The 25328-nt window shown below is 62.8% G+C and carries 13 protein-coding genes; 10 read left to right on the forward strand and 3 right to left on the reverse strand.

The window, feature by feature from the left end; all coding sequences use genetic code 11:
- Positions 1–5: 5 nt before the first annotated feature.
- Genes ACLIKD_RS07420 through ACLIKD_RS07430 form a run of 3 tightly spaced genes read right to left on the reverse strand, consistent with a single transcriptional unit; the run spans position 6 to position 3775 of the window.
- The gene (locus ACLIKD_RS07420; RefSeq protein WP_428827796.1) at positions 6–1820 is read right to left on the reverse strand and encodes a TRAP transporter large permease subunit; all 1815 of its coding nucleotides are present in this window, start codon (positions 1818–1820) and stop codon (positions 6–8) included.
- Positions 1821–1823: 3 nt separating this feature from the next.
- Entirely contained in the window at positions 1824–2834 is a 1011-nt protein-coding gene (gene dctP / locus ACLIKD_RS07425; protein WP_428827797.1) for a TRAP transporter substrate-binding protein DctP, read from the reverse strand.
- Between the two features lie 29 nt (positions 2835–2863).
- Positions 2864–3775: a TRAP transporter TatT component family protein gene (locus ACLIKD_RS07430; RefSeq protein WP_428827798.1), complete on the reverse strand. Its 912-nt coding sequence runs from the start codon at positions 3773–3775 to the stop codon at positions 2864–2866.
- A gap of 169 nt (positions 3776–3944) precedes the next feature.
- On the opposite strand from ACLIKD_RS07430, the gene ACLIKD_RS07435 reads away from it, so the two are divergent.
- The 10 genes from ACLIKD_RS07435 (at position 3945) to ACLIKD_RS07480 (ending at position 25297) form a co-directional block, all read left to right on the forward strand.
- Complete coding sequence (locus tag ACLIKD_RS07435) at positions 3945–6197, forward strand: secretin and TonB N-terminal domain-containing protein (RefSeq protein WP_428827799.1); 2253 nt, start codon at positions 3945–3947, stop codon at positions 6195–6197.
- On the forward strand, positions 6197–6688 hold the full coding sequence (locus tag ACLIKD_RS07440) for a type II secretion system protein (protein ID WP_428827800.1): 492 nt from the start codon (positions 6197–6199) through the stop codon (positions 6686–6688). Before ACLIKD_RS07435 ends, ACLIKD_RS07440 begins: the two co-directional genes overlap by 1 nt.
- 3 nt (positions 6689–6691) lie before the next feature.
- Positions 6692–7072, forward strand: a complete 381-nt coding sequence (locus tag ACLIKD_RS07445; protein WP_428827801.1) for a type II secretion system protein — start codon at positions 6692–6694, stop codon at positions 7070–7072.
- Positions 7066–7620, forward strand: coding sequence for a type II secretion system protein (locus ACLIKD_RS07450; protein ID WP_428827802.1), 555 nt, complete (start codon positions 7066–7068; stop codon positions 7618–7620). The genes ACLIKD_RS07445 and ACLIKD_RS07450 overlap by 7 nt, the downstream gene beginning before the upstream one ends.
- 97 nt (positions 7621–7717) lie before the next feature.
- Complete coding sequence (locus ACLIKD_RS07455; RefSeq protein WP_428827803.1) at positions 7718–8512, forward strand: ankyrin repeat domain-containing protein; 795 nt, start codon at positions 7718–7720, stop codon at positions 8510–8512.
- Between the two features lie 7 nt (positions 8513–8519).
- Positions 8520–9296 (forward strand): XrtB/PEP-CTERM-associated transcriptional regulator EpsA, encoded by a 777-nt coding sequence (epsA, locus tag ACLIKD_RS07460; RefSeq protein ID WP_226473113.1) that lies wholly within the window; start codon positions 8520–8522, stop codon positions 9294–9296.
- A gap of 370 nt (positions 9297–9666) precedes the next feature.
- Positions 9667–10449: a PEP-CTERM sorting domain-containing protein gene (locus ACLIKD_RS07465; protein WP_428827804.1), complete on the forward strand. Its 783-nt coding sequence runs from the start codon at positions 9667–9669 to the stop codon at positions 10447–10449.
- A 66-nt stretch (positions 10450–10515) separates the two neighbouring features.
- The gene (locus tag ACLIKD_RS07470; protein WP_428827805.1) at positions 10516–11949 is read left to right on the forward strand and encodes a hypothetical protein; all 1434 of its coding nucleotides are present in this window, start codon (positions 10516–10518) and stop codon (positions 11947–11949) included.
- Positions 11950–12154: 205 nt separating this feature from the next.
- A complete protein-coding gene (locus ACLIKD_RS07475; protein ID WP_428827806.1) occupies positions 12155–13735 on the forward strand; it encodes a ShlB/FhaC/HecB family hemolysin secretion/activation protein in 1581 nt (526 codons plus the stop codon).
- 30 nt (positions 13736–13765) lie between these two features.
- Positions 13766–25297, forward strand: coding sequence for a filamentous haemagglutinin family protein (locus ACLIKD_RS07480; RefSeq protein WP_428827807.1), 11532 nt, complete (start codon positions 13766–13768; stop codon positions 25295–25297).
- Positions 25298–25328 lie beyond the last annotated feature (31 nt).

A 25328-nucleotide genomic window follows, 5' to 3' on the forward strand; every position in this document is an offset into this window, starting at 1 on the left:
ACCGGCTAGTGCCCGAAGACCGCCGGCAGCCAGTTGGCGAGGAAGGGTAGCGCCGAGATGGTCAGCACGCCGAGGAACATCGCCAGCAGCGCCGGCAAGACCGAGCCGGCGACATAGCGGATGGACTTGCCGAACATCGCCGAGGCGAAATAGATGTTCATGCCGGCCGGCGGGCAGAGGAAGCCCATCTCGATGTTGGCCAGGAAGATGATGCCGAAGTGCACCGGGTCGATGCCGTAGCTGATCGCCACCGGCAGCAGCAGCGGCACCAGCACGACGATGGCGGCATAGATTTCCATCAGCGCGCCGGCCAGCAGCAGGAACAGGTTGAGCGCGACGAGGAAGGCGAACTTGTTGGGCAGGATGGCTTGTACCCATTCAGTCGCCGCATCGGGAATGCCGGCGTCGACCAGGTAATTGGTCAGGCCGAGCGCCATGCCGAGAATGACCATGATGCCGCCGATCACCGCGGCGCACTGGCGCAGGGTGCGGCCGATCTGCACCCAGCCCAGTTCGCGATGCACCAGGGCCTGGGTGAACAGCGCATAGGCGGTGGTCAGCGCGGCGCCCTCGGTCGGCGTCGCCAGGCCGCTGATCAGCGAGCCGATGGCCACGACCGGCGCCAGGACTTCCCATTTGGCCGCCCACAGCGCGGTTTTGACCGGCTGCGCCGGGGCTTTTTCCGGGCCGGCCAGCGGCACCGTCGGGCTCCGTCGCAGATAACCGCCGGCCAGCAGCAGGAAGCCGACCATGACGACGGCCGGCAGCAGACCGGCGAGGAACATCGTGTTGATCGGCTGGCGGGCGATGATCGCGTACATGATCAGCGGCACCGAGGGGGCGAGCAGCACGCCGAGCGCGCTGGCGCTGGTCACCAGGCTGATGCCGCGCCGCTCGGGAAAGCCGGCCTTGGTCAGCAACGGCAGCAGCAGGCCGCCGAGGGCCAGGATGGTGACGCCGCTGCCGCCGGTGAAGGCGGTGAAGAACGAACACAGCACGGCCGCGGCGATGGCCGTGCCGCTGACCCCGCTGCCGAATAGCGCGGTGAATAGCTGGCCGAGCCGGGCCGCCGCGCCGCTCCGCGCAAAGAGCAGGCCGGCCAGCGTAAACAGCGGCAGGGCCGGCAGCGAAGGATTGACGGTGATCTGGTAATGGCTGAGCGAGACCGCGGCGAGCGGCTGCCCTTCCTGCCAGAACAGGGCCAGCGCCAGGCCGCCGAGCACGGCGAAGATCGGTGCGCCGCACAACAGCATGGCCGCCAGCCAGATGGCGAAGGGCCAGAGCGGCAGGGTGTCGCCGTCGAAATGCCCGGCGAACAGCATGCCGCACAGCGGCAGGCCGAGCGCTGCGAGCAGCCGGCCGGGCCAGTTACGGGCGAGGCGAGCGGCAAAGCGGACGGCGAGCAGCAGGAAGCCGAGCGGCATCGCCGCTTCGATCAGCCAGCCGGGCATGCCGTAGGCCAGATTGCGCGGCGCCGCCATTTCGCTGACGACGAAGGTCCAGCTCGCCTCGGCCAGCATGCCGGCAATCAGTGCCGAACTGGCCCGGGCGAAATATTCGGCCGATTTGCGAAGGCGCGGGTTTGCCGAGTTGGCCAGGCCGCTGCCCAGCGAACTCAGCTCGCCCTGCCGCTCGGCAAGCAGCGCGCCGAACATCGCGAGAACCAGCCCAAGATGCTGGACCAGCCCCGGGCCGTTCTCGATGCCGGCGCCGAACAGCGGGCGGAGCACGATTTCGAGCAGCGGAATGAGCAGCATCAGCGCCAGTGCCAGGCTGGCCAGCCATTGGTCGAAGGCGCCGAGGCGCCGCAAGCCGCCCATCGCTTACCTGGCCTTGCCGCTGCGGTAGGCTTTCAGATGGCCGACCACCTCGTCGAAGGTATCGGCCGGCACCAGCTTGCCGCGTATCTTCGGATAGAGGCGCTCGGCCAGATCGTGCCATTCCTTCAACTGTTCGGCATTCGGCTTGTTTACGATCAGGCCGCGCTTCTTCATCGCCTCGACCGCTTCATCGACTTCCTGTCGGGCCCGGGTCCGGATCTGCCCGCCGGCTTTCCGGCCGGCCTCGCGGACCACGGCCTGAGCTTCCGGGCTCAGGCCGTCCCAGGTCTTGCGGGTCACCACCAGCGCGCCGACGATGGGCGCCCAGTTGAGGTCGAGCATGTTCGGGGCGCTGGTATAGATCTGCGTCGCCAGCGCGAAGTAGGGCGTGGACGGCACGGCATTGATCATGCCGGTCTGGATGGCCGGCAGGATGTCGGCGGTTTCCAGCGGCACCGGCGTATAGCCCAGGCTCTTCATGATCTCCTGCTGCTCCAGCTCGCTGGCCCAGGCGAAGAACTTGACCTTCTTGTAGTCGTCGGGGCGAACCGCCGCCTCCTTCGAGAAGAAGCGGACCCAGCCGGCGTCGCCCCAGGCGAGCACGACGAAGCCCTTGTCGAGGAAACGCTTTTCCATCGCCGGGCGCATTTTTTCGCGGACGTAATCGACCTCTTCCCAACTGCGGAACATCAGCGGCATGTTCTGCAGCGCGGCAATCGACGGCTCGATTTCGCGCAGGCCGACCACCGACAGCAGACCGCCCTGCAACTGGCCGACGCGCATCCGGCGCACCATGTCGGTTTCGCCGCCCTGGCTGCCGTCCGGATAAACCAGGTATTTGGCCTTGTCGCCCTGGGTGCTGCGCCAGGCCTCGCCCAGCTCCATCAACTGCTGGTGGTACAGCGAGTTTTTCGGCGCCAGCGTCCCGATGCGCAACTGCTGGTCGGCCGCCGTTACGTTCAGCGACAGCACGGCGCCAAGCAGCAGCCCAGCCCATCCAAATGGTCTCTTCATCGTTCTCTCCCTGATATTGGTCGGCTGGCTCAGAACAAGTCAGCCGTTTTATCGAGCAGCCAGCGCGCCCGGCGGCGCATGACCTCGTTTTGCAGCGTCAGCGGGCTGTCGGCCTGGTCCTTGATGGCCAGCGCCTGGTGCAGCAATTGTTCGAACAGGGCCTGGTCGCCGGCCGGCAGGGCGTAGGACTCGGCTTTGCCGAGCAAGGGGCCGGCACTTTTGCCGGCCGACTGGGCGATCGCCTGGTCGAACCAGCGCAGCGCCTGTGCCTGACTGCCGCCCGGGCGCGAGGCTTCGAAAGTCGCCAGCAATCCGGTCAGGGCGCCGTCGCCCCAGGCCGGATCGACCGCCCAGGCAAGCTGCGCCAGACGCACGGCGAGCGGCAGATCGGCCACCACCTCGGGATCGTCCTTGCTCAGCGAAATCCAGCCGCCCCAGGCGGCGGCGGCCCAGTAGGCGAGGCCGACCTGTTCCGGCTTGAGCTTCGGCCAGTCCTGCGGCTGCGGGCTGGCCAGGGCCCTGGCGAAACCCGGGTGCTCCTGTTCCAGCGCCTGCAGCGCATGGCGCTGGGCCCGTTGATAGAGTTTCGCCGCGCGCTGGCGCAGGCGTTGGGCGGCCCGGGCATCGCGGGCTTCGATCTGCTCGGCTTCGCCGGCGACGAAGGCGTAGGCATATTGTGTGAAGCCGCCGGCCACCGCTTCGGCCAGCGGACGATGCCCCGGCTGCTGGCGCAGGATCGATTCGGACAGTTTCAGATAGAAGGCGCTGGCTTCACGGGCCAGATCGAGGTCCGGCTCGGCCGATTGGCCCTGGGCGGCGAGTTCGTCGGCGATGCCGCCGATCACCATCTGGCGGGGGGAGCAGCCACCGAGCAGCAGGCCGACGAGGAGCAGGGCGATGGCCGGGCGGGCGCCGCGGCGAGGGGAACGGACCGTTGTCATGCGCTGGAGGTGGCAAAAAAGCCTCACACGGTAGCCAGCGAATGTTGCGGTGCCATGACATCGCGCCGCATGTTAATTGAATGGTTTTAACACCACTGTAACGCGCCCTTTCTAGCATTGGCCGCTTTCCTCATGGTTCTCCACGATGCAGCCCGGATTTGATGCTTGCTTGAAACGACGCGGTTTGTCCCTGCTCATGGCGCTGGTCCTCGGCGGCTGTTCGCACCCGGCGTTCCGCGAAGGCCTGGCGGCGATGTCGCTGGGCAAGAAGGAGGAGGGCATCAACTCGCTGGAGAAGGCGGTGCGCGACGAACCGCGCAACGCCGAAATGAAGGCCTCGTTGATTCGTCATCGTGGCGAAACGATCGATGGCTACCTTGCCGAGGCCGAGCGCCAGCGGGCGGCCGGCCAGCCGGAGGCGGCCGGTCAGGCCTATCGCCAGGTGCTCGCCCTCGATGCCGGCAATGCCCGGGCCCGGCAGGGCATCGAGCAACTGGTGGCGGATCGGCGCAATGGCGAGCAGTTGCTGCAGGCCGAGCAATTGTTGAAAAAGAGCGACCTGATCGGCGCCGAGCGGGTCATCCGCACCGTGCGGGCGCAGGACCCGCTCAACACCGGGGCACGCCAGCTGCAACAGCAGGTCGATCAGCAGCGTGAGAAGGAAGGCAACGGGTTCTCCAATCCGGCCGTCAAGGCGGCGCTGGCCAAGCCGGTGGTGCTTGAGTTCCGCGATGCGACGCTGAAGTCGGTTTTTGAAGTGCTGTCCCGTTCGTCGGGCCTGAATTTCGTCTTCGACAAGGACGTCAAGGGCGACAGCAAGGTCACGCTGTTCGTCCGCAACAGTCCGCTGGAGGACATCCTGCGCCTGATCCTCAAGACCAATCAGCTGGAGAAAAGCCAGCTCAACGACAACAGCTTCCTGATTTATCCGAATTCCCCGGCCAAGGGCAAGGAATACCAGGAGCTGGTGGTGCGCAGCTTCTATCTCGCCAATACCGATGTCAAACAGGCGATGAGCCTGGTCAAGACGGTGGCCAAGAGCAAGGACGTGTTCGCCGATGAAAAGCTCAACCTGCTGATCGTCAAGGACACGCCGGAGGCGATTCGCCTGATCGAGCGGCTGATCGAGTCGCTCGATCTGGCCGAGCCGGAAGTGATGCTCGAGGTCGAGGTGCTGGAAGTGACGCGCAGCCGGCTCAACGAGTTCGGGCTGGACTGGCCGGATTCGATCGGCTACGGCGCCCTGCAGAAAGAAATCAGCACGCAGACGATCGCCAATGGCGTGACGCTCAACAATGTCACGCCCGGCGGCACGCTGGCGGCCGGTTTCGTCAATGCGCAGAAAATCGGCAGCCTGACCTCCTTTGTCGCCAACCCGGCCTTCACGCTGAACATCAAGGGCCAGAACGCCGACACCAATGTGCTGGCCAATCCGCGCATCCGGGTCAAGAACCGCGAAAAGGCCAAGATTCACATCGGCGACAAACTGCCGGTCTTCACCACCACCTCGACCGCCAATGTCGGCGTCTCGGCTTCGGTTAACTACCTCGACGTCGGCCTGAAGCTCGATGTCGAACCGAATGTGATGCTCGACGACGAAGTCTCGATCAAGATCGGCCTGGAGGTGAGCAGTATCGCCAAGGAAATTTCCGGGCCGTCCAATTCGCTGGCCTATCAGATCGGCACCCGCAGCGCGAGCACGGTGCTTCGCCTGAAGAACGGCGAAACCTCGGTGCTGGCAGGCCTGATCAGTGACGAGGAGCGCAAGAGCACGAGCCATGTGCCGGGTATCGGCGAAATCCCCATCCTCGGTCGGGCTTTCGGCAGCCATCGCGATACCTCGTCGAAGACCGAGATCATCCTGCTGATCACGCCGCGCGTGCTGCGCAACATCCATCGGCCGGATTTCGGGCAACCGGCCTTGCCTTCCGGTACCGAGTCGACGATAGGCGCGCTGCCGCTGGCCATCAAGACGCAAGGCCCCAAGTCGCTCGGCATCAGCCCGCGTGGCGGCAGTGCGGCGGTCCAGCCGCCGCTCGGGGCTCAGGGCGCCATCGTCGAAGTCGATGCGACGGCCCAGGCCCCGGCATCGGCGGTGGCCGAAGGCACACAGATCAGCGGCCCGGCCGAGGCAACCGGCGGCAGCGAGATCGATATCGGCATCGCCACGCCGGGCCAGGGCGCGCCAGTGATCGTCGATGTCGCCTTCGACCCGACCTTGCTTGAAGCGAAACTGCCGGCCGCCAGTGGTGCCGGCCGGGTCAGCCTGCGCGTCGACCAGGGCCGGGGCAGCCTGCGTTTGCGGGTCTTGCCGGGCGCCAAGGGGGAAACCCGGGTCGACGTGCTTGGTGCCGCGCTCGAAGGCGGCGAGGCGATTGCTGGCGCGGCTGGCTCGCATGTGCTGAAACTCAAATCGCCGTGATGGGAAGAGGTAGGCCGGCATCGGCCGGCCGGGGCTTCACGCTGATCGAGCTGGTCGTCACCGTCGCCATTGTCGGCATTCTGGCCATGGCGGCGATGCCGATGATCGAGATGAACGCCAAGCGCCAGAAGGAAGTCGAGCTGCACGCTGCGCTGCGTGAAATACGCGGCGGGATCGACGCCTATCGGCGGGCGGTGAGCGAGGGCAAGATCGAAAAGAAGGTCGATGAAAGCGGCTATCCGCACCGCCTGGAAGACCTGATTCGCGGCGTCGATAACATCCTCGACCCCAATAAAGCCAAGCTCTATTTCCTCCGCCGTTTGCCGCGCGACCCGCTCAATGACGACCCGGCGCAATCGGCGGCGCAGAGCTGGGGCAAGCGCAGCTACGCCAGCCCGCCCGATGCGCCGCTCGAAGGGGCGGATGTTTTCGATGTGTATTCCTTGTCGGCGGGCCGCGGCCTGAACGGCATTCCTTACCGGGAGTGGTGAGCCATGGCGGTGCGCAAAAAAGGCTTCACGCTGATCGAACTGCTGGTCGTCATGTCGGTGATCGCCACCTTGCTGACCATCGCCGTGCCGCGCTACTTTCAGCACCTGGACCGGGCGCGCGAAGCGGCATTGCGCGAGTCGCTGGCGGTGATGCGCGACGCCGTCGATAAATACCGCGGCGATACCGGCCGCTACCCGGAAACGCTCGAAGAACTGGTGACCAAACGCTACCTGCGCAAGGTACCGCCCGACCCGATTACCGAAAGTACCGAAAGCTGGGTTCTCGTGCCGCCGCCGGACGAACCGGGCCAGCGCAAGGTCTGGGACGTGCGCAGCGGCGCCGAAGGGCAGGGACAAAACGGCAGCGACTACGCGACATGGTGAATTACGCCGGGCCGCTGCCTTTAATCGATAGAGGCCGGGGCGCCGGGCAGGGTGGCTTTACCTATCTCGGCCTGCTTTTCGCGGTGGCCATCGCCGGCATTGCGCTGGCCGGCACCGGTGCGCTGTGGCAACTGGAAAGCCGGCGCGAGAAGGAAAAGGAACTGCTGTTCATCGGCGAGGAATTCCGCCGGGCGATCGGCAGCTATTACGACATTTCGCCCGGTGCCGACAAGCAGTACCCGGAAAAACTCGACGATCTGTTGCTCGACAAGCGCTTCCCGATGCCGGTTCGCCATCTGCGCCGCCTCTACCGCGACCCGATGACGGCGGATGGCGCCTGGGTATTGATCAGGAGCCAGGGGCGGATCATCGGCGTGGTCAGCGCATCGCTCGGAAAGCCGGTCAAGATCGCCGGCTTCCCGGCCGAGCAGCAGGATTTCGAGGGGGCCACCCGCTATGCCGAGTGGCGCTTCACCCACAGCGGCGGCAGCAACAACCCGGCGCCTGCTGCCGGGGCTGGCACCGGGCAGGGCGAGGGCGGGCGTTGATCGTTTCTTGCCATTGAAATAATTCCACAACGCTGGCGTAACCCGCCGCGCATATATTCATGTTCTTGATTGGCGTAGTCCGGAATAAAACAAAGTCATGAACAAATCCACCTTTTATGCGCTGCTGCTGGCCTGTGGCTTGCTGCCTGCCGCCCATGCCTTCGAGGAATCGCCCGCCGTGCCGGAACGTCTGCGCCCCGGTGGCGAAGGCCGGCAGCGCGCCTTGCCCGAGCAATTTTCAGCGGTCGCCCAGCCGGCCTGGGACGACCGGCGGCCGGCCATTCCTGCCGCCACCGGCGAATTGATCGCGGCCAGCCGGGCCGGCCGGCTGGAGACGGTCAAGGAACTGCTGGCGGCCGGCGCCCTGCCCAATGGGGCGGATGCGCTCGGCGAACGGCCCTTGCTGGCCGCCGTGGCCGGCGAGCATGGTGAAATCGTGCGCCTGCTGCTGCAGCGCGGCGCCAGCCCCAACGTCAAGGGGCCGCAGGGCCTCGCTCCGCTGAGCATGGCGGCGGCGGCCGGCAATCTCGGCATGGTCCGCCTGTTGCTGAAGGCCGGTGCCGTGGTCGATGCGCGCAGCGACAACCGCACGACGGCGCTGCACGAAGCGGTCCGATTCGATCATCCCGAGATTGTTCGCGAACTGATGGCGGCCGGCCCCGAAGTGGCCCGCTACGACCGCGAAGGCCTGCATCCGCTGGCCCTGGCCGCCGCCCTCGGCCGTCTGGCCTGTCTGGCCGCCTTGTTCGAGGCCGGCGTCGATGCCGATATCCCCGACAGGACCGGCCTGACCGCCCTCTACTGGGCGCGCCGCTACGACCAGGCGCTGGCCGAGGTCATCCTGGTCGAGCACGGCGCCAGCCGGGAAGCCTGGCCGATCGTGGTCGATTGATCCGGCGATGGATACCCTGATCACCCTGAGCCCGGTCGAACTCGAACGTTTGCTGATCACCATCGAGTCGTCGCAACAGGTGCATCGGCGGCATCAGTACTTTCTCTGGTCGCAGGGCGCGCTGCAGAGCTTTTTGCCGCATGACGTGCTGGTCTTCGGGCATGGCGAGTACGGCACGCCGAATTTTCGCTGCGAAGTGCTGGCCCGCAACAACACCTGGGAGGATCGGGCGCTGCATGCCGAACTCAACCGCCTGGTCCAGATGATGGTGGAGAACTGGCAGAGCAGCGGCCATATCCCCCGCTTTTTCGGCCCGGCCAGCGACGAGGGCGGGGCGGGCGACAGCGTCATCGGCCAGGCCCTCGACCGCCTTGGCCTCGGCCACGCGCTGGCGCATGGCGCCAAGGAGTTTCCCGGCGACTGTTCGGGTTTTTTCGTCTTCATGCGCATGGCCGATGCGCCCGGTCGCCGTCATGCCTACTTCGCCGAAATGCTGATGCCCTATCTGCATACCACGCTGCACCGCATGCTGCAGCTGGAAAAGGAGATGCCATCGCGCCGCCTGCGCCCCGGCCTGACGCTGAGCACGCGCGAAGCCCAGGTCATTTCGCTGGTCCGCGACGGCAATACCAACCAGCAGATTGCCAAAGTCCTCGAACTCAGTCCGCTGACCGTCAAGAACCATGTCCAGAACGTCCTGCGCAAGCTGGAAGTCGCCAACCGCGCCCAGGCGGTGGCCAAGGCCGTCAAGGCCCGACTGATCGGCGATACGGTCGGCAGCTGAAGACCGGCGGATCCATTCCGTCGGCAAGTTTTTGCCTGGTTCGCCCGGCCGCCGCCGCAATTCGAGCCGCTACCCGAGCACCCGCCAACAATATTACCCAGTGTGACAAAACGCGCCGCTTTCCCTGAGCCGAACGGACCGGTCGACTGGTCCGATCGGCTGGAAAAAACCTCCCCAAGGCCCCGAACCCACGTCATTTCCCCTCCCTAAAGTGGCATTCGTCGACATGGCGGTTGTTGGTTGGTGCCGGGTGGCAAGCACAGTACCCGCGGTTTTCATGAGCGGGCACCCGCAGCAGACCCTCTCCGGACATGTCGCACGGTCGCCCGCAGGGGGTGATTTTCAATCTTTTTTGGATAGGGGTTTGTCAATGAAATTTTCTCTCAAGACTCTTGCTGCCGCAGCCGTGATGGCTGTCGCCGCTTCCAGCTCTTTCGCTGCGATCGATAACGGTGCCGGTGGTAACGGTGAACTGTTTTTTAGTGCCTGGGATGGTGCTACGTCCTACAACTACGACCTCAACATCAGCATCGACTCTTTCGAAGCCGGCAAGAACGCCGCTGGTCTGCTCAACCTGTCCTACGGCTCTGATTTCACCTCCAGCTTTGGCTCGTGGGTGAGCACGGCCAATAAGTCCTCCTTGGAATGGAACATTGTTGCTACCGATGTCACCGGTCAGCGTCGGATTCTGTCTACCGTAGGGGCCGAAAATTCTTTGCCAGCAACAAATAAACAGGCTGGTGATTTGCGCACAGCTGCTACGGCCATTCAGGGCTATATCGATGAAGTTAACCCGATTCTGGTTGGCAACTCTGCAGTGACGAGTTCCATCAGCGCCGGTTCGTACGCCGGTAAGATGGGTACCAAGCTTTTTGACAGGTTCACTTTTGATACGACTGGCAATCTGCTGGCTGACAGCTATGCCAACGGCCTGGTTTTTCAGAAGACCACGGCCAATGCCACTGGGCTGGTCGCTGGCGCCAACACCGCCTACGTCGATAATGGCGTGGCTGTTCGTTCCTGGATCGGCAGCGACAATACCCTGCATATTGGTGCGGTGGCTGCGGTTCCAGAGCCGGAGTCCTACGCCATGCTGCTGGCCGGCCTCGGCATGATCGGTTTGATGGCTCGCCGCCGCCAGAACCGCGCTTAAGCGATTTTTGTTTTTGACCGGCATTCTGTTTGGAGTGTCGGCTTCCTGCCCAATTAGGAGTACTCCATGCAAGTTAAGAAAATTGTTTCACTGTGCGCTATCGCCTGCGCCGCTATGGCTGGTCAGGCCCACGCTGCCATGACTCCGGCCGAGACCGCCATCGTCAATGACGCCGTGGCCAACGGCCGCGTTATCTTCATCTCCGGCGCCTCCGCCACCCAGAAGGGTTTCACCGGCATCATCAACTCGATGTTCACCGGCACGGCTATCCGCTTCGCCAACACCACCGCTGCTAGTAAGGACTTCGAGGCGGTCGCCGGCGTCCTGGCGGCCGGTGCTGGTGCCTGGTCGGGCAAGAACGTCATCATCATCGACCGCGTCAAGGGCGGCTCGGTCTTCGGCGTCGACCCGGTTGCCCGCAACACGGCCATCGAATCGCTGAAGGTGACCTCCGCTTGCGGCGCCACCGGTTCCGGTACCGCCGCCAGCCCCTACGTCTGTGCCACGACGCCGGTCGCCGAATATGTAGCGCCCGATGCCGGTGTCTCGGACGTTGCTCCGGTCCTTTTTAAGTCATCGATCAATACGGAAGGCGAAATTGCCGCTCCGTCGCTCAACGCTGCCGAACTGGCCGAGTTGACCGCTACGCCGATCTACGGCTTGGCTTTCGGCGTGCCGCTGACCAGCAACCTGCCACTATTCAACTTGAATAAGGCAGCCGTCTCCGCCATCATGACCGGTAACGTCGGCACTTGGGATGCGGTCGATTCGTCATTGCCGGCTGATGACATCGTTGTTTGTCGTCGCGTGCCGGGTTCCGGCACTCAGGCGGTCGATAACCTGTATTTCGGCAATTTCCCGTGCAGCGCTTCCGAATATAACGTTCCGGCCGACCGCGATGCCTCTGGCGCTTGGGATCCGGTTGCCCGTACCTATACTCATACCGCCAACACCGGCGGTTTGGTCGTGATCGAGAATTCTACCTCTGGCGACGTCCGCAACTGTCTGGACAAGGCGGTTACCGGCGGTACCTTCGCCGGTAAGGATCGCGACGGCAACCCCGTGACCGTCGACTTCGGGGCCGGCGGCCACAAGGCCATCGGCGTGCTATCGATGGACAGCCTGAAGGATTCCAAGACGACCGGCAACTGGCAGTTCCGCTCACTGGACGGTGCCGGCAAGATCTCCTGGGACAACACGGCTAACCCGGTTGCCACCACCGGTACCGGCAAGTTCCCGACTCTGGCCAGTTATGTCGATGGCACCTGGGATCTGCAGGGTTGGATTTCCTTCAACGTGCCGAGCCGTACCGTCGGCGCCAAGAAGGCTGTTCTCGACAAGTTCCTGCTGCAGGCCCAGAACCCGGCCATTCTAGCCGGCATCACCGATCTGAAGAACGTTGCTGCAGCCATCCCCGGCGGCGCCTACAGCGGCGCTCAGGTACTGCGTGCTGCTTACGCGAATAACAACCAGTGTGCTCCGCTGAATCGCAACTTCTAATCGTTTGAACGATGCGTGCCGGTCCGCCAGGGCTGGCGCTTGCCAACGGCCTGTGGTTTTCCACAGGCCGTTTTCTTTCAGTAATTTCCCGTCGTAGGTCGGACTTCAGGCCGGTATCCCGTCCCGTCTGTAGTCCGATCGGACTACCTTTCGATCCCTGCTTCTTCACAGTGGGGTAATGCCACCTGCCGATAATCCGCGGGCTATGCATTTCGTCAAACATCTCCTCTCTGCAGCCCTGCTCGGCACGGCATTTTTCTCCGCTACCGCCCGGGCGGCGGCGACTTTCGACCTGTTCGAATTCGCGGTCGAAGGCAACAGCGTGCTGGCCGATGTCGAGATCGAGCGCGCGGTTTATCCTTCGCTCGGGCCGGCCAAGACCGCGGCCGATGTCGAGCAGGCGCGCGCCGCGCTGGAGGCGGCCTATCAGCAGAGCGGCTATCTGTCGGTGTCGGTGGTGGTGCCGGAGCAGTCGGTGGCCGAGGGCATCATTCGTCTCCAAGTCGTCGAGGGGCAGGTCGAGCGTTTGAAGGTAAGCGGTAACCGCTACACGTCGCGTAGCGATCTGCGCGCCGAGGTGCCCGAACTGGCGCCTGGCATGGTGCCGCATTTTCCCACCATGCAGGCCGAGCTGGCGCAGGCCAGCCGTTCGCCCGACCGCCGGGTGACGCCGCTACTTCGTCCGGGCGTTCGTCCCGGGACGATGGAAGTCGAAATCGCCGTCGAGGACGAGTTGCCGCTGCATGGCAATATCGAACTGAACAACCGGCAAAGCCCCGATACTTCCCCGCTACGGCTGGAGGCCGGCATCCGCTACGGCAACCTGTTCCAGAAACAGCATAGCGCCGGACTGAACTACGTGGTCGCTCCGGAGAGCCCGGATGAAGTCAGCGTGCTGGCGGGTTTTTATAACGCACCGCTAAGTGCCACCCGCTCGGTGTCGATGTTCGTTCAGCATTCGAACAGTAATATCGCTTCGGCCGTGGGCAGCAATGTCGTCGGCAAGGGCACCACGCTCGGCGCCCGCTTTTCGCAGACCTTGCCGCAGCCGGCCGGGATTTCCGGCTTTTTCCATTCGCTGTCGCTGGGGGCGGATTTCAAAGATCTGGCCGAAACACAGAATGCGCTTGGCGCCGACCGCAAGGAGACGCCGCTGCGCTACATGCCGTTGGTGGCGCAGTACACCTTCAGTCGTTTTGGCGACTCCGGCGAATTCACGGGCAACCTGGGGTTGGTCGTCAATGTCAATGGGAATTCCCGGGAGGTCGACTGCCAGGGCGCTCAGATTGACCAGTTTGCCTGCCGTCGCGCCTATGCGCGTCCGGGTTTCTCGATTGTTCGCGGCGATCTCGGATATTCGCACCGCCTGTTTGGCTGGGAAACGTCGGCCAAACTCGACTTCCAGATCAGTTCGCAGCCGTTGGTTTCGCCGGAACAGATCTTGGCCGGTGGCATGGATAGCGTGCGCGGCTACTACGAGGGCGAGTCGGCCGGCGATGCAGGGTGGCGTCTGCGTGCCGAAATCAAGACCCCGGCGCTGTTCATGGTGGGCGCGTTCGGTTTGCGGGCTATCGGCTTCATCGAGGGCGCGCAATTATGGTTGAACAGCCCTCTACCAGGCCAGAACAACGAATTCACGCTGGCCAGTGCCGGTTTCGGCCTGCGCTTGAAGGGGGACAAGAGTGGGCCGCTACTTATCGTCGATGCCGGCCAGGCGCTGAGGCCTGGGCCGCGGACAGAGCAGGGAACGCAGCGCGTGCATATGCGCCTGGGTTACGAGTTTTAGGCGCCAGCGATAAGGGCATGGGAGCCAACATTGAACCGTAATATCTTTCGCCTTGTCTTCAATGCCGAGCGGCATGCCTGGGTGCCGGTGGCCGAGAACGTCCGTGGCCGGGGCAAGAAGAACTCCCGTCGCCGTCTGGCCGGAGCCGCCCTGGGTCTGGCGCTGGCCGGGGTGGGCAATGCTCAGGCAGCACCGGCGGTGCCGGCCGCCAATGCCGTACCGGTGCCGTCAAGCGGCGCCCGGCCCTTCGTTTTTTCCGGCAGCGTTCTGGGTGGGCAGCCTTCGACGGCCATGGTGGGTGGCACCAATACCATGACGATCAACACGCCCAGCCGGACGCTCGGCCTGAACTGGGACAGTTTCAATATCGGTAGCGATGCCGCAGTGGTCTTCAATCAGCCCGACGCCACCTCGCGGGTCCTGAACCGAATTTGGAGCGCCGACCCCAGCGTGATCATGGGGCGTCTGACGGCGAACGGTGAGGTCTACCTGATCAACCAGAACGGCATCCTGTTCGGTAACGGTTCCCAGGTAAATGTCGGTGGACTGGTCGCTTCGGCCCTGAACCTGTCCGAAGGCATGCTGAACAAACTGCTCAATAGCGGCTTGCCGACGACTCGCGGCGATCGTCTCGAATTCGCTTGGGATGGCACGGCTGCCGCCTTCAATCTGGGCTTTATCACTGTCGACGCCGGGGCGAGAATCGGAACACCTTCTGGCGGGCGTGTCGTGCTGCTGGCCCCCAAGACGGTTGAAAATCTTGGCCTGATCGAGGGCGGGGCAGGTGCCGAGGCGATTCTGGCAGCCGGTGGCAAGGTTGTTTTGACGGTGCCGGACGACCCTTCGTTGCGGGGCCTGCTGGTCGAAACACAGGCCTTTGCCGGCAAGGATGTGTCGGGCAACGCGGTAAGCCTGGACGGTAGCGTCACCAACACTGGCCGCATCAATGCCGGCAGTGGCGGTGTGGTCAGCCTGGCAGCTCTGGCGGTCAACCAGAAAGGCATTGTCAATGCCAGCCGGGCGGTGAACCTGAACGGTACGACGATGCTGGTTTCCGGCAGCATCGAAACCGACCGTCTGACCATCAATCAACGCGGCCCCAAGGCCGAGATCGACTGGGTCAGCGGTTTCAATGTCGGGGCCGGCAAGACGGTCGAATTCGTCCAGCCGTCGACTGGTTCGGTGGTTTACAACTACGTCTACGACCCGGATCGGATGGCGGCCGACGGCAGCATCCTGAACGTCGCGGGCCGCTCCTCGATTGACGGCATCCTGCGGGCCACAGGTCAGTTCTTCCTGATCAACGAACGCGGCATCCGGTTTGGTGCGAATGCCGATGTCCGGGCGGCGAATTTCGTGGCCTCGGCGCTAGGGGTCAGCCCGACGCTAGTGCGCAACGGGATTTTCGCAATGGACTATGTCGACTCGTCGATGGGCGGCACACGATCCTTTTATCTCTCGAAGAACCAGTTTGCCGCTGATGCCGAGGGCGACTATGCCGGGGTGAGTGCCAGCGCCCGCGCGGCTTTCGCGGCAGCCACGGTCGATGTCGAAAACGGGGCGAAAATATCGACCAGTATCGACAACGGTTTTGTCATGCTGATCGGCGGCACCGTCAATCAGGGCGGTACGATTTCCAGTCCGACCGGCCAGACCTTGCTCGCCGCCGGTGCTGACGTCTACCTAAAGCCACCATTCTCGGCCGGTTTGCGCGGCTTCATGGCCGAGGTTAATCCGCTTTACGTGGTCCGGAAATGGGACAGCAATGCTTGGGGCGTGATTGAGCATGGCACGGTCAACAACTGGGGCTCGATTGCTGCGGCGCTTGGCAATATTTCACTGGTTGGCTACAACATCAACCAGCTGGGCAACTTGTGGACGAGCACCTCGGTGACCTCCAATGGCTCGATCAGTCTGGTGGCGCGCGATCAGGTGGCCGGTTCCGGGCTGGCCAACGATAGTGGTGAAATAAAATCCGAACATCTCTCCAAGGGCCAGCGGAACTTCGATAGCGAAGGGGTGGCTGCCTATGTCGATGGCGAGAGTTACAAACCAGACGAGAAGGCCAAGCAGCCGGTTTTCATCGTTGGCATGAAAGGCGGTAATTTGTTTTTCGGCGCCAGCAGCGTGACCGAGGTGGCGCTCGATGGCAGCAGCAAGAAGACGATCGCTGCCGAACAGAGCTTCATTTCGTCGTCGATCGATTCGATTGCCAAGCAGATCATCATTGCCGGGAACGGCCGCGACGGCGCGCAGCTGACGGCCCATGGCGGGCAGATCCGTTTTCTGGCCAGCGATACGTTCGACCTGACGCGCGGCTTTATCCGTGATCCGCTGAGCCCGCAGCAGGGCGTAACGCCAACCGCCGGTGTCGGGATATTTGTCGGTGATGGCGCGAAGCTCGATGTCTCGGGCGTAACGGCAGCTAAGTCGGTGAGTGACCTGTTCGTCGAAGTGGAGTTACGTGGCGACGAATTTGCCAACAATGCGGTTCAGCGTTACAGCAAGCTGCGTGGCAAGAAGGCCTGGGTCGATATCCGCGATGCGGTGAAAGTCGCCGACTTGTCGGGCTGGTTTGGCAAAGTCGGGCAAACGGTCGAGGAGAGAGCGGCAACCGGCGGCACGATTTCACTGCGGACGACGGGTAGCGTTATCGTCAAAGGCAATGCCGAACTGAACGTCTCGGGGGGCGGTGTCGCCTATCAGGGCGGCAAGGTAACCGAGAGCCGCCTTTTTTCGGTCGGTGGAAAAAGCTATCGCGTGAACGATGCGCCGGCATCAGCCATCTATTACGGGATCAAGGACCGCCAGCGCAAGCTGGCCGATTACTACGAAGGCCGAAGCGCAGGTACGGTCGATCTGCGTGGGCACAGCCTTGCGGTTGACGGCAAATTGATTGCCAATACAACGCGTGGCACCAAGCAACGCACTATCGGCGACCCGACGAAGGATCATTACGCGGTACCGCTGGGCGGCAGGTTGATTGTTCAGGATGCCGGCCAGCACTTTCCTCTGGCCGATCGCGATAACGCGACTGAGGAAGAGAGGATCCGGGCCTACAGCGAGGCGCAGGTCGCTTTCGTCAAGGGCGCCGCTAATGCCGCCACCGGCCTGGCGGCTGGCGATTCGGCCGGACCGCGCCTGGAGCTATCGCAGTCGCTGGTCGACGCCGGCTTTTCGCGCTTCGATCTGAAGAGCGACGGGCGTATCGAAGTCGGTAGCCAGATCGAGCTCGACCTGGCCCCCGGCGGCACGTTTTCGGCGTTCGGCCGGCAGGTTTATATCGCTGGAAAGATCAGTGCCCCCAACGGGAATATCAGCCTGAAAACTCGCGACATGAGTACGGCAGTCGGGCTGTTTCCGACGCTGTTCGATGCAAAGTATTCGACGCTGATCGTCGACAACGGTGGCAGCTTGTCTACCGCCGGGCAGTGGGTCAACGACTATCTCGACCGTAAGGAAAACAGCCGCAAGGTGAAGGCGACCGACGGCGGCACGATCAGCCTGACCTCAGCCTACGACATCGATCTGCGGGCCGGAAGTGAACTCAATGTTTCCGGCGGGGCACTGGTGAATAGCAAAGGCAAGATCGAGGCCGGGGATGCGGGAAGTATTGTTCTGACTACCGGCGGTATGGCCCGTGGCGGTGGCTTCAATTTCACCGAGGATGCCGACCGGCGCGATGCCAGCCTGTTCCTCGACGGTGCCCTGTCGGCGTATGCCCTGGGTAGCGGCGGTTCGCTGGAAATCAACACCTCGGCCGTGCAGATCGGCAAACATTTTGCAACCGCCAGCCGCAACTGGTCGCGGGCGACACGCCTGGCGGAAAATCAGGTCGGGGTGGCGCTGACTACCGATTTTTTCAATAACGGCGGCTTCTACGATTTCAAGCTGGTCGGCCGCGATGGTGTTGCTGTGCTGGATGGCACTCACCTTGCCGCCCAGCCGATCAACTGGTCGCTACAAGGCTTGCCCGGCTACCGGCGCAAGGCGAGCGGCACATCACTGGCGAGTTTCGCTCGTTCCGTGGTTTTCCATCCCGAGCAGCGCAGTTCGGCGACGGATTTGACGTTGGCAACGCGCAGCTTGAACTATGGCGATCTGGTCGTCGGCGAAAATACTTATCTGGGTGTTTCGCCACAGGGCAGCATCAATCTCGAATCGGCGGCACAATTGACCGTGCTCGGTACGCTCGAAGCACCGGCCGGCAGCATCAAACTGAGTCGCCCGGCCAATCCGGCCAGCGATCTGTACAACGTCGTCGAATCCTTCGCCTATACCGAGGCCAAGCAGTCCGAGTCGATCTATCTCGGCCCGAACAGCCAGCTGCTGGCGGCTGGTACGACCGTCCTTAGCGCCGCCACGCGTCGGGCGCTGGCGGCCGGCAATTCGGCCGATTCGCTCCGTGAGCGGCGCCGTTACAAGGGCGAGCTATTGTCCGGCGGCAAAGTCGATATCGATGCCGGCATGGGGTACCTGATCACTGCCCAGGGATCGACGATCGACGTCTCCGGCACTCAGGACAGCCTGAATGCGCCAAGTACCACCAGCAATGGCGGATTGAGTTACGCCACGAAGACACTGGGTAGTGCCGGCGGTCAGATAGCGCTCGCGGCACAGGAGGGCATGTTCCTCGATGGCACCTACAAGGCAGAGGGCAAGAATGGCGCTCCCGGCGGGATATTCTCGCTGTCGCTGTACAAGCGGCCAAGCAGTGAAAGCTGGTATGCCACGAATGAGGCCAATCTGCCGGCGACAATCAAGGATTCACGGTTGTTGAGCCTGCACCAGTCGTCTGGTGCTCGCCCGCTGCAATGGCAACTGAACGCCGATCAAACCGCGGCTTATCTGAACGGTGAACGGGTGCTGGCATCGGGCGACTACAACGGTAAGGCGACGCTCGACATCGCTTCCCTGACCTCGGCCGGATTCGGCTCCTGGTATCTGAACAGCCAGGACCAGATCGATTTCAGCGGCAATATCGCTGCCACGGTCAACAACCAGTTGCGTCTGAATGCACCGAAGTTCTCGGCGGCTGACGATACAACGCGCGTCTCCCTGACAGCGGCGGCGATTCAACTGGGCAATTACGCGCCGGCAGCTGCGCCGGTGACTACGGCTGCTACCGGTCTGGCGGAAGCGACATTTACGGCCCGCGATATCGGCATCAGCGGCAATTTCACCTGGAATGATTTTGCGGTTACCCGCTTCACCAGTAGCGGCGAGATTCATTTCGACAGCACGGTGAATTCCGCGGCCAACCGCATCGGTGGACGCAATTTGAGCGGCCAGATGACCGGTTCGGGGGCTGTCGTATTCTCTGCAGCCCGATTGTCGCCATCGACTTACAGCGACTATCGCGTGGACCTGACCTCCGATGCCGGGAGCAGTATCGAGATCAACCGGGCGCCTGGCTCCAGTGCAGCCCCTTCTCTGGCGGCGGCTGGCCGTATCGAGTTCGCCGCGCAGGACATCCTTCACTCGGGCACGGTGACCGCTCCGCTGGGTGAAATCGTTTTCAACGCACCGGGCGGCAGCGTGATGCTGAGTGAAAACAGCGTTACCTCGGTGGCAGCCGGCCAGACCATGCTGTTCGGTCAGACCGATCAATCCGGTCGCTACTGGCAATTCAAGTCCGCCTACTGGAATCCGCAGACCAAGGAGGTGGTTTCGGAAATCTACAAGGTCGAAAAGGCACCCGAGAAGGCCATTCGTATCGATGCGGCGGACAGCATCGTCATGGCCAGGGCCCAACTCGATCTGTCCGGTGGCGGCGAGGCGATCGCCTCGGAATTCACAGCAGGGCCAGGTGGCAAGACCGACATTCTGGCGGCCTCTGTTTCGGCGGGCATGACCACCTTCTCTGTCCTGCCGGGGTGGAATGGTGCCGTGGCACCGCAGGATAGCCAGGCGATGGGTTACTACAACGTTTCCAGCCCGACCGCATTGGTCGGCAGCGATGGCAAGGTTTCTTACAAATACAGTCCGATAGCGACCCTGAAAGCGGGGGACCAGATACAGTTGGCAGCCAATGGCAGCGGGCTGGCGGCCGGCACCTACACCTTGCTGCCGGCGACTTATGCCCAGTTGCCTGGCGCATATCTGGTTTCGGTTAAATCGACCAGCGACCGCATCGTTTCGCGATCCCGCGGGATGACCGATGGCGGCTGGCTGGTCAACGGTTCGATCATGGCCAGTAATGCCGACGGTTCCAGTTCGGCTTACTCGCAGAGCGCCATGACCTTCGAGGTGGCCAATCCTTCGGTGGTGGGTGCTCGGGCAAAGTATCAGATATCAAAACTCAGCGAATTTTTCTACGATACAGCGGGTAACAGTTTGCCGGGCGACGCCGGACAATTGAGCGTGATCGGTCGCCACAGCGTGTCCTTTGACCCGACGATCGTCGCCATGCGCCAGGCCGAAATAGCGGCGGCTGATGGACGCAAGCGAGCAGGCGAAGGCTTGAAACTCGATCTGGCTGCGCCCAAGCTGCTGATCTCAGATGGCTCTGCGGCATCCGATGCGTCGTGGTCGGTCATCGATCAGAACAAGCTGGTTGCACTCGGGGCGGCCAGCCTGTTGCTGGGTGGCGTGCGCGACGTACAGGGTGAAACGACCAATATCGAGACTATTGCCAGCCACGTACTGGTGCAGAACGGCGGGGTGGCGAACGCAAAAAATGCGCTCATTGGCCCGGAGTTGATGCTGACTGCTAAAAAGCAAGTGACGGTCACCGCAGGTAGCCGCATTGAGTCTTTCGGCAAAGTAGCCGGACGCAAGGTGGTACTAAAGGGGTATAAACCCCCACCAGAGTTTGCTCCTTTGCTGGATCCTGGTGCCCTGCTGGGGTATGGCGCCTTCCTGCGCGTCGCCGAAGGGGGGCAGTCCTCCCTTGTCCGTGAAGGCATAGTGAAGGACTTGGACTTAGTCGATATACCGCAAACGGGCGATCTGGTGTTGGCTACAGGTGCCACTATCGCCGGCCAGGCGCTGATATTCGACGCTACTCACAGCAATACACAATCCAGCACGTTTGCTCTTGGCAAACTGCAGGCCGACGGTAGCCGCAGCGGCGGCTACCTGTCGATCGGCGCCGGCCGCATCAATGTGGTGGCTGACGGTAGCACGCCGGCGGAGGGCCTGACTTTCGGCAACGACGACTTTGCGCGCTTTGCCAAGGCTGATCAATTGCGCCTTGCCAGTTATTCGACGCTCGATCTCTATGGCGATGCGATGCTCGGTTCGGCTAGTCTGAATGAGCTGGTGTTGGCGGCAGCCGGGATCGCCGGACATGGCGGGGAGAGTGCCAGGGCCAGTATCGTGGCGAAGCAGATCGTTTTCGAGAATCCGAGTTCGGACAGTACTGTCTTTACGACCACCGGGCTGGGTGGCGGTACGCTTGATGTTTCTGCCGAGCAGATTACCTTCGGCAACAACCGGACGACTCAGGCTCAACGCGATGCCGGAGAGACCGGTTTTGCCCTGCGTGGTTTCGATAACGTGAACCTGCGGGCCTCGGCCGACGTGCGTTTCGCCGGGCGCGGCGTGACAGCCGTCGATAACGACTCGTCCTTTGGCGGCAGCGGCACGGCGACGCGGTTGGTGGTCGATGCCGGTCGGGTGACGACGGTGGGCACTGCCGATCATTTACTGACGGCGAGCGGCGGGACCGCAATCAGGGGCGGTGTAGCTGGCAGCAGCGCGACAGGTCTGGGCGGAACGCTGGAACTGCGCGGCCAGTCGATCGACGTTTCGGGGCGTATCGAGACTGCGGCCGGCAAGCTGACGCTGGCAGCTACCGGCACCGGCAGCAGTGACGATGTCACGGTACGGAATACGGCGGTTATTTCCGCCGAAGGCAGCCAGGTGGCGTTTGCCGATACCTATGCCTACGCCTCCGGCGGCGAGATTACGCTGAAGTCGGCGAAGGGCAATGTGCGCATCGATAGCGGCGCCGTGGTTTCAGTTTCGGCCCATGCCGAGGGTGGCGATGCCGGTTCGCTGGCGCTGATTGCCGAGGAAGGAACAGTCTCGGCTGGCGCCGGTACGCTGCGCGGGGCGGCCAAGGCGGGTGATCCGGATCTGGTTCAGGGCAGACTGAAGGTCGATGCCCTGAGCCTAGCCCTCGATGGCCTGGCCGATGCCGTCCGCCAGTTGCTGCCCGATGGATCGACACGGACAAACTTCGGCGGCGAATGGGATATCCGCGCCCGGGCTGGAGTCGCCCCGCAGAACCTGGCGCTAAGCAAGACCATTACCGCTGAGAACGTGACCATTGCCAACGACAACGGCGGCATAACCGTCGGCGCTTCCGGCGTGATCGATGCTTCGGCCGCCAAGGGTGGCAAGATCGGCCTCTACGGTCGGAATGACGATGTGGTGCTCGACGGTCAGCTGCTGGCCAAGGGTACGGAAGTTGTGAGCGATGCGTCGAATGCCGGGACACGGGGGCAGGGCGGCGAGATTACGCTGGCCACCAGTGGTACCGGAAAGGTCGTGACCAGCGCCGGCAGTGTGATCGATGTCGGGGTGGCCGACGATAGCGTGGCGACCGGCGGCAAGGTGAATTTCCGGGCGGCGAAATCGGCTTCGATCACCAATGCGGCCGATCTGAATGTCCAGCTCGCCGGCACAATTCGTGGTGCCCGGGATGTCGGCGCCGAAATTGTCAGCAGCTCTTCCGACACTGCTCTTACTTCTGCCAAGCTGGCGACCATCAAGAACGGCCTGAATACGCTTTACTCGGCAGCGAACATGGCTTTGCTTCGCAGTCACCTTGGATTCGACAGTTCGATTTATCACATTCGGGCCGGTGTCGAGATTACCTCGGCTGGTGACTTCACGATTTCCAACGATCTCGATTTCAGTACCCTGCGCTTCCAGGGTGAGGCCGGCGTGCTGACGGTGCGGGCCGCGGGCAACCTGAACATCAACGGTACCCTGAGCGATGGCTTCGTCGCGAATGGTTCCAATACCGCTGTGTCGCGCGATGCCAAACTGAGCAGCACCGGTGATGCCTGGTCGTATCGATTGGTGGCCGGCGCCGATGCCGGCGCGGCCGCACCGCTTACCACGAAGATCGCCGGGACGGAGGGCAGCATTAAGGTGGACAGCACCAAACTGGTTCGCACCGGCCGGGGCAGTATCGACATGGCGGCCAGCAAGGATATCAAGCTGCTCGACCGGGCGGCAGTTTATACGGCAGGCATCGCCGATAGCACCAATCCGGCCAACTTTAGCTCGTTTGGAAGTGGGTCGACCATTAACAGCATTATTTCGGTGTTCCCGATTGGTGGCGGTGATATTTCGCTGACGGCTGGCGAGCGCCTTCTGATGGTCAGCACCGGAGAGAACGATCCGGTTGCGCACCATATCAACCAGTGGCTTTTCCGGGCAGGCGGCAATATTCGCGACTTGCAATGGTGGCCGCGGATAGCTTCCTTCCAGCAAGGGGTTGCGGCTTTTGGTGGCGGCGACATCACGCTGACAGCCGGTTCCCAAATCAAGAACTTTACGGCCTATATCCCGACCAGCGGTCGAGTGCCGACCGTCGACGGCGAGCGTCAGCCGGAATTGGCGGTGGTCACCGGCGGCGGTGACCTGATTGTCCGCACGCCCGGTGAGGTAAAGAGCGGTCTGTACTACGCGGAGAGTGGTCGTCTGCGGATCGATGCCGGAACGCTGAGCGACAATGTTGGGCTGGCCTTGGGCAATACCTCGGCCCGCATCGTGGCCGATGGCGATGTCCAGCTCGGCAACGTGTTCAACCCCTTGTGGGTAACCGCCGGCAAGTATGTGAACTCGGGTGGTAGCAGCAGCATTAGTGGCAGTACTGCCGATGAATACAAGATTCGCATCGGTACCTATGGCGAGCGCAGCGCGGTCAGCGTGGTTTCCCTGGCTGGCAATGTCGATCTCAATCCGGACAAGAGGTTTTTCGAGGTCGAGGATGACCAAGCGCACTTTGTCGCGCCGGCCAAGGTTTTCGTAGCCGCACTGAATGGCGACATTTACGGCGCCCTGGCTCAGGCACCGGGCACCAACGGACAACTCGACCTGTTGGCGGCGGGCTCGATCGCGCTCGATGGCGACTCGATCAAGCAACTAGATTTGCCTGCCAGTGTGTTGCCCAGTGTCAGTAATCCGGTCAAGGGCACCAACTTTTCGTTGTTGAGCTTGCTCGGTGGCGCCGCCACCACGAGCCATTCAGTAATGCCCTGGCACGAAGGCGACAACCAACCGAGCCGGCTGGTGACCCTGACCGGCAACATCAGCGGGCCGGATGACAAGGCGGCCGTGTTCTCTGAGGCTGTACAGGTTGAGTCCGGCGGAAAAATCAAGGATATGAGCTTGACTGTCCAGCATCTTGCGGAAGACTCGGTGAGCCGCGTCACCGCCAAGGGCGATATTTCCTTCACGCTCGACAACACAAAAACGGCGCAGGGCTTCAAGGTTAACGGGCCGGGACGCCTGGAGGTGATTGCCGGTGGCAATGTCGATCTCGGCACCAGCACAGGCATTGTCAGCAAGGGTAACGTCGAAAACCCCTACCTGCCGACCGGCGGTGCTGACCTGTTCGTGATGGCCGGCACCACATCGCCAGATTATGCAGGCTTCCTGAAATACCTCCTGGATAACGGCTTGTCGGTTGGTAGCGATAGGACGCCGAATGGCTTGCGCAACCGTTTCTATAGCTTGTTGCGCGATTTTGGTAACGAAGCAGAACACGGCGGCGGTGAAAGCAGTTACGAGCAAGGGCGGGCAGTCATTCGCGCCTTGTTCCCGACTGCGTCTTTCAGCGAGGGCAATATCGACCTCTTCTATAGCGCGATCAAGACCGAACAGAGTGGGCGCATCGATCTTCTAGCGCCGGGTGGCGGCGTAACTGTCGGTATCGCCAATCCATCCAGTTCAATTGTCAGAAAGCCGGCTGAACAGGGCTTGTTCACCTTCCGTGGCGGCGATATCCGGGCTTTTGTCCGGGAGAATTTCCTGGTTAACCAGTCGCGGGTGTTCACCCTCGATGGCGGCGATATCCTGGTCTGGGCCGATCGCGGCAACATCGATGCCGGCAATGGTGCGAAGACGGTCAGTGCCACGCCGCCGCCGGTTCTCGTGGTGCGCGATGGCCAGATCATTCTCGACGCGAGCAACTCGGTTTCCGGTTCAGGCATCGGGGCTTTGACCTCGCGTGACAGCTCGCCCATCAGCAACATGTATCTGTTCGCGCCGCAAGGCGCCATCGATGCCGGCGATGCCGGACTGCGCAGCAGCGGCAACATTACGTTGGGGGCGCAGACGATCCTCAATGCCAGCAACATTCAGGCGGCCGGCAGCGTGACGGGCGCACCGGCGCCAGCAGTTACCGCGGCGCCGGTCGCGACTCCGACCTCACCGGCCAATAGCGATAAGGGGGAGGCCCAGGCGGCAAGCGCACTGGCCGGTAACCGCGAGGCGGCACCGGGAATTCTCACGGTCGAAGTGATCGAAGGCGGGGAAGCAGCAGCCGAGCCAACCGCCGCGCCAACCTCGAAAAAAGACGATGAGAAAAAGAAGCGCTGATGGCATGCAAGGTCACGGGCGAATTAGCACG

Origin of the sequence: Azonexus sp. IMCC34842 (genome assembly GCF_050368855.1) — a bacterium.
In the GTDB taxonomy this organism is placed as follows: domain Bacteria; phylum Pseudomonadota; class Gammaproteobacteria; order Burkholderiales; family Rhodocyclaceae; genus Azonexus; species Azonexus denitrificans_A.

Excerpts from the sequence above, each read along its gene's own strand:
- ACLIKD_RS07420 (WP_428827796.1), bottom strand. The coding sequence starts at position 1,820 with ATGGGCGGCTTGCGGCGCCTCGGCGCCTTCGACCAATGGCTGGCCAGC.
- dctP (WP_428827797.1), bottom strand. The coding sequence starts at position 2,834 with ATGAAGAGACCATTTGGATGGGCTGGGCTGCTGCTTGGCGCCGTGCTG.
- ACLIKD_RS07430 (WP_428827798.1), bottom strand. The coding sequence starts at position 3,775 with ATGACAACGGTCCGTTCCCCTCGCCGCGGCGCCCGCCCGGCCATCGCC.
- ACLIKD_RS07440 (WP_428827800.1), top strand. The coding sequence starts at position 6,197 with ATGGGAAGAGGTAGGCCGGCATCGGCCGGCCGGGGCTTCACGCTGATC.
- ACLIKD_RS07445 (WP_428827801.1), top strand. The coding sequence starts at position 6,692 with ATGGCGGTGCGCAAAAAAGGCTTCACGCTGATCGAACTGCTGGTCGTC.
- ACLIKD_RS07450 (WP_428827802.1), top strand. The coding sequence starts at position 7,066 with ATGGTGAATTACGCCGGGCCGCTGCCTTTAATCGATAGAGGCCGGGGC.
- ACLIKD_RS07455 (WP_428827803.1), top strand. The coding sequence starts at position 7,718 with ATGAACAAATCCACCTTTTATGCGCTGCTGCTGGCCTGTGGCTTGCTG.
- epsA (WP_226473113.1), top strand. The coding sequence starts at position 8,520 with ATGGATACCCTGATCACCCTGAGCCCGGTCGAACTCGAACGTTTGCTG.
- ACLIKD_RS07465 (WP_428827804.1), top strand. The coding sequence starts at position 9,667 with ATGAAATTTTCTCTCAAGACTCTTGCTGCCGCAGCCGTGATGGCTGTC.
- ACLIKD_RS07470 (WP_428827805.1), top strand. The coding sequence starts at position 10,516 with ATGCAAGTTAAGAAAATTGTTTCACTGTGCGCTATCGCCTGCGCCGCT.
- ACLIKD_RS07475 (WP_428827806.1), top strand. The coding sequence starts at position 12,155 with ATGCATTTCGTCAAACATCTCCTCTCTGCAGCCCTGCTCGGCACGGCA.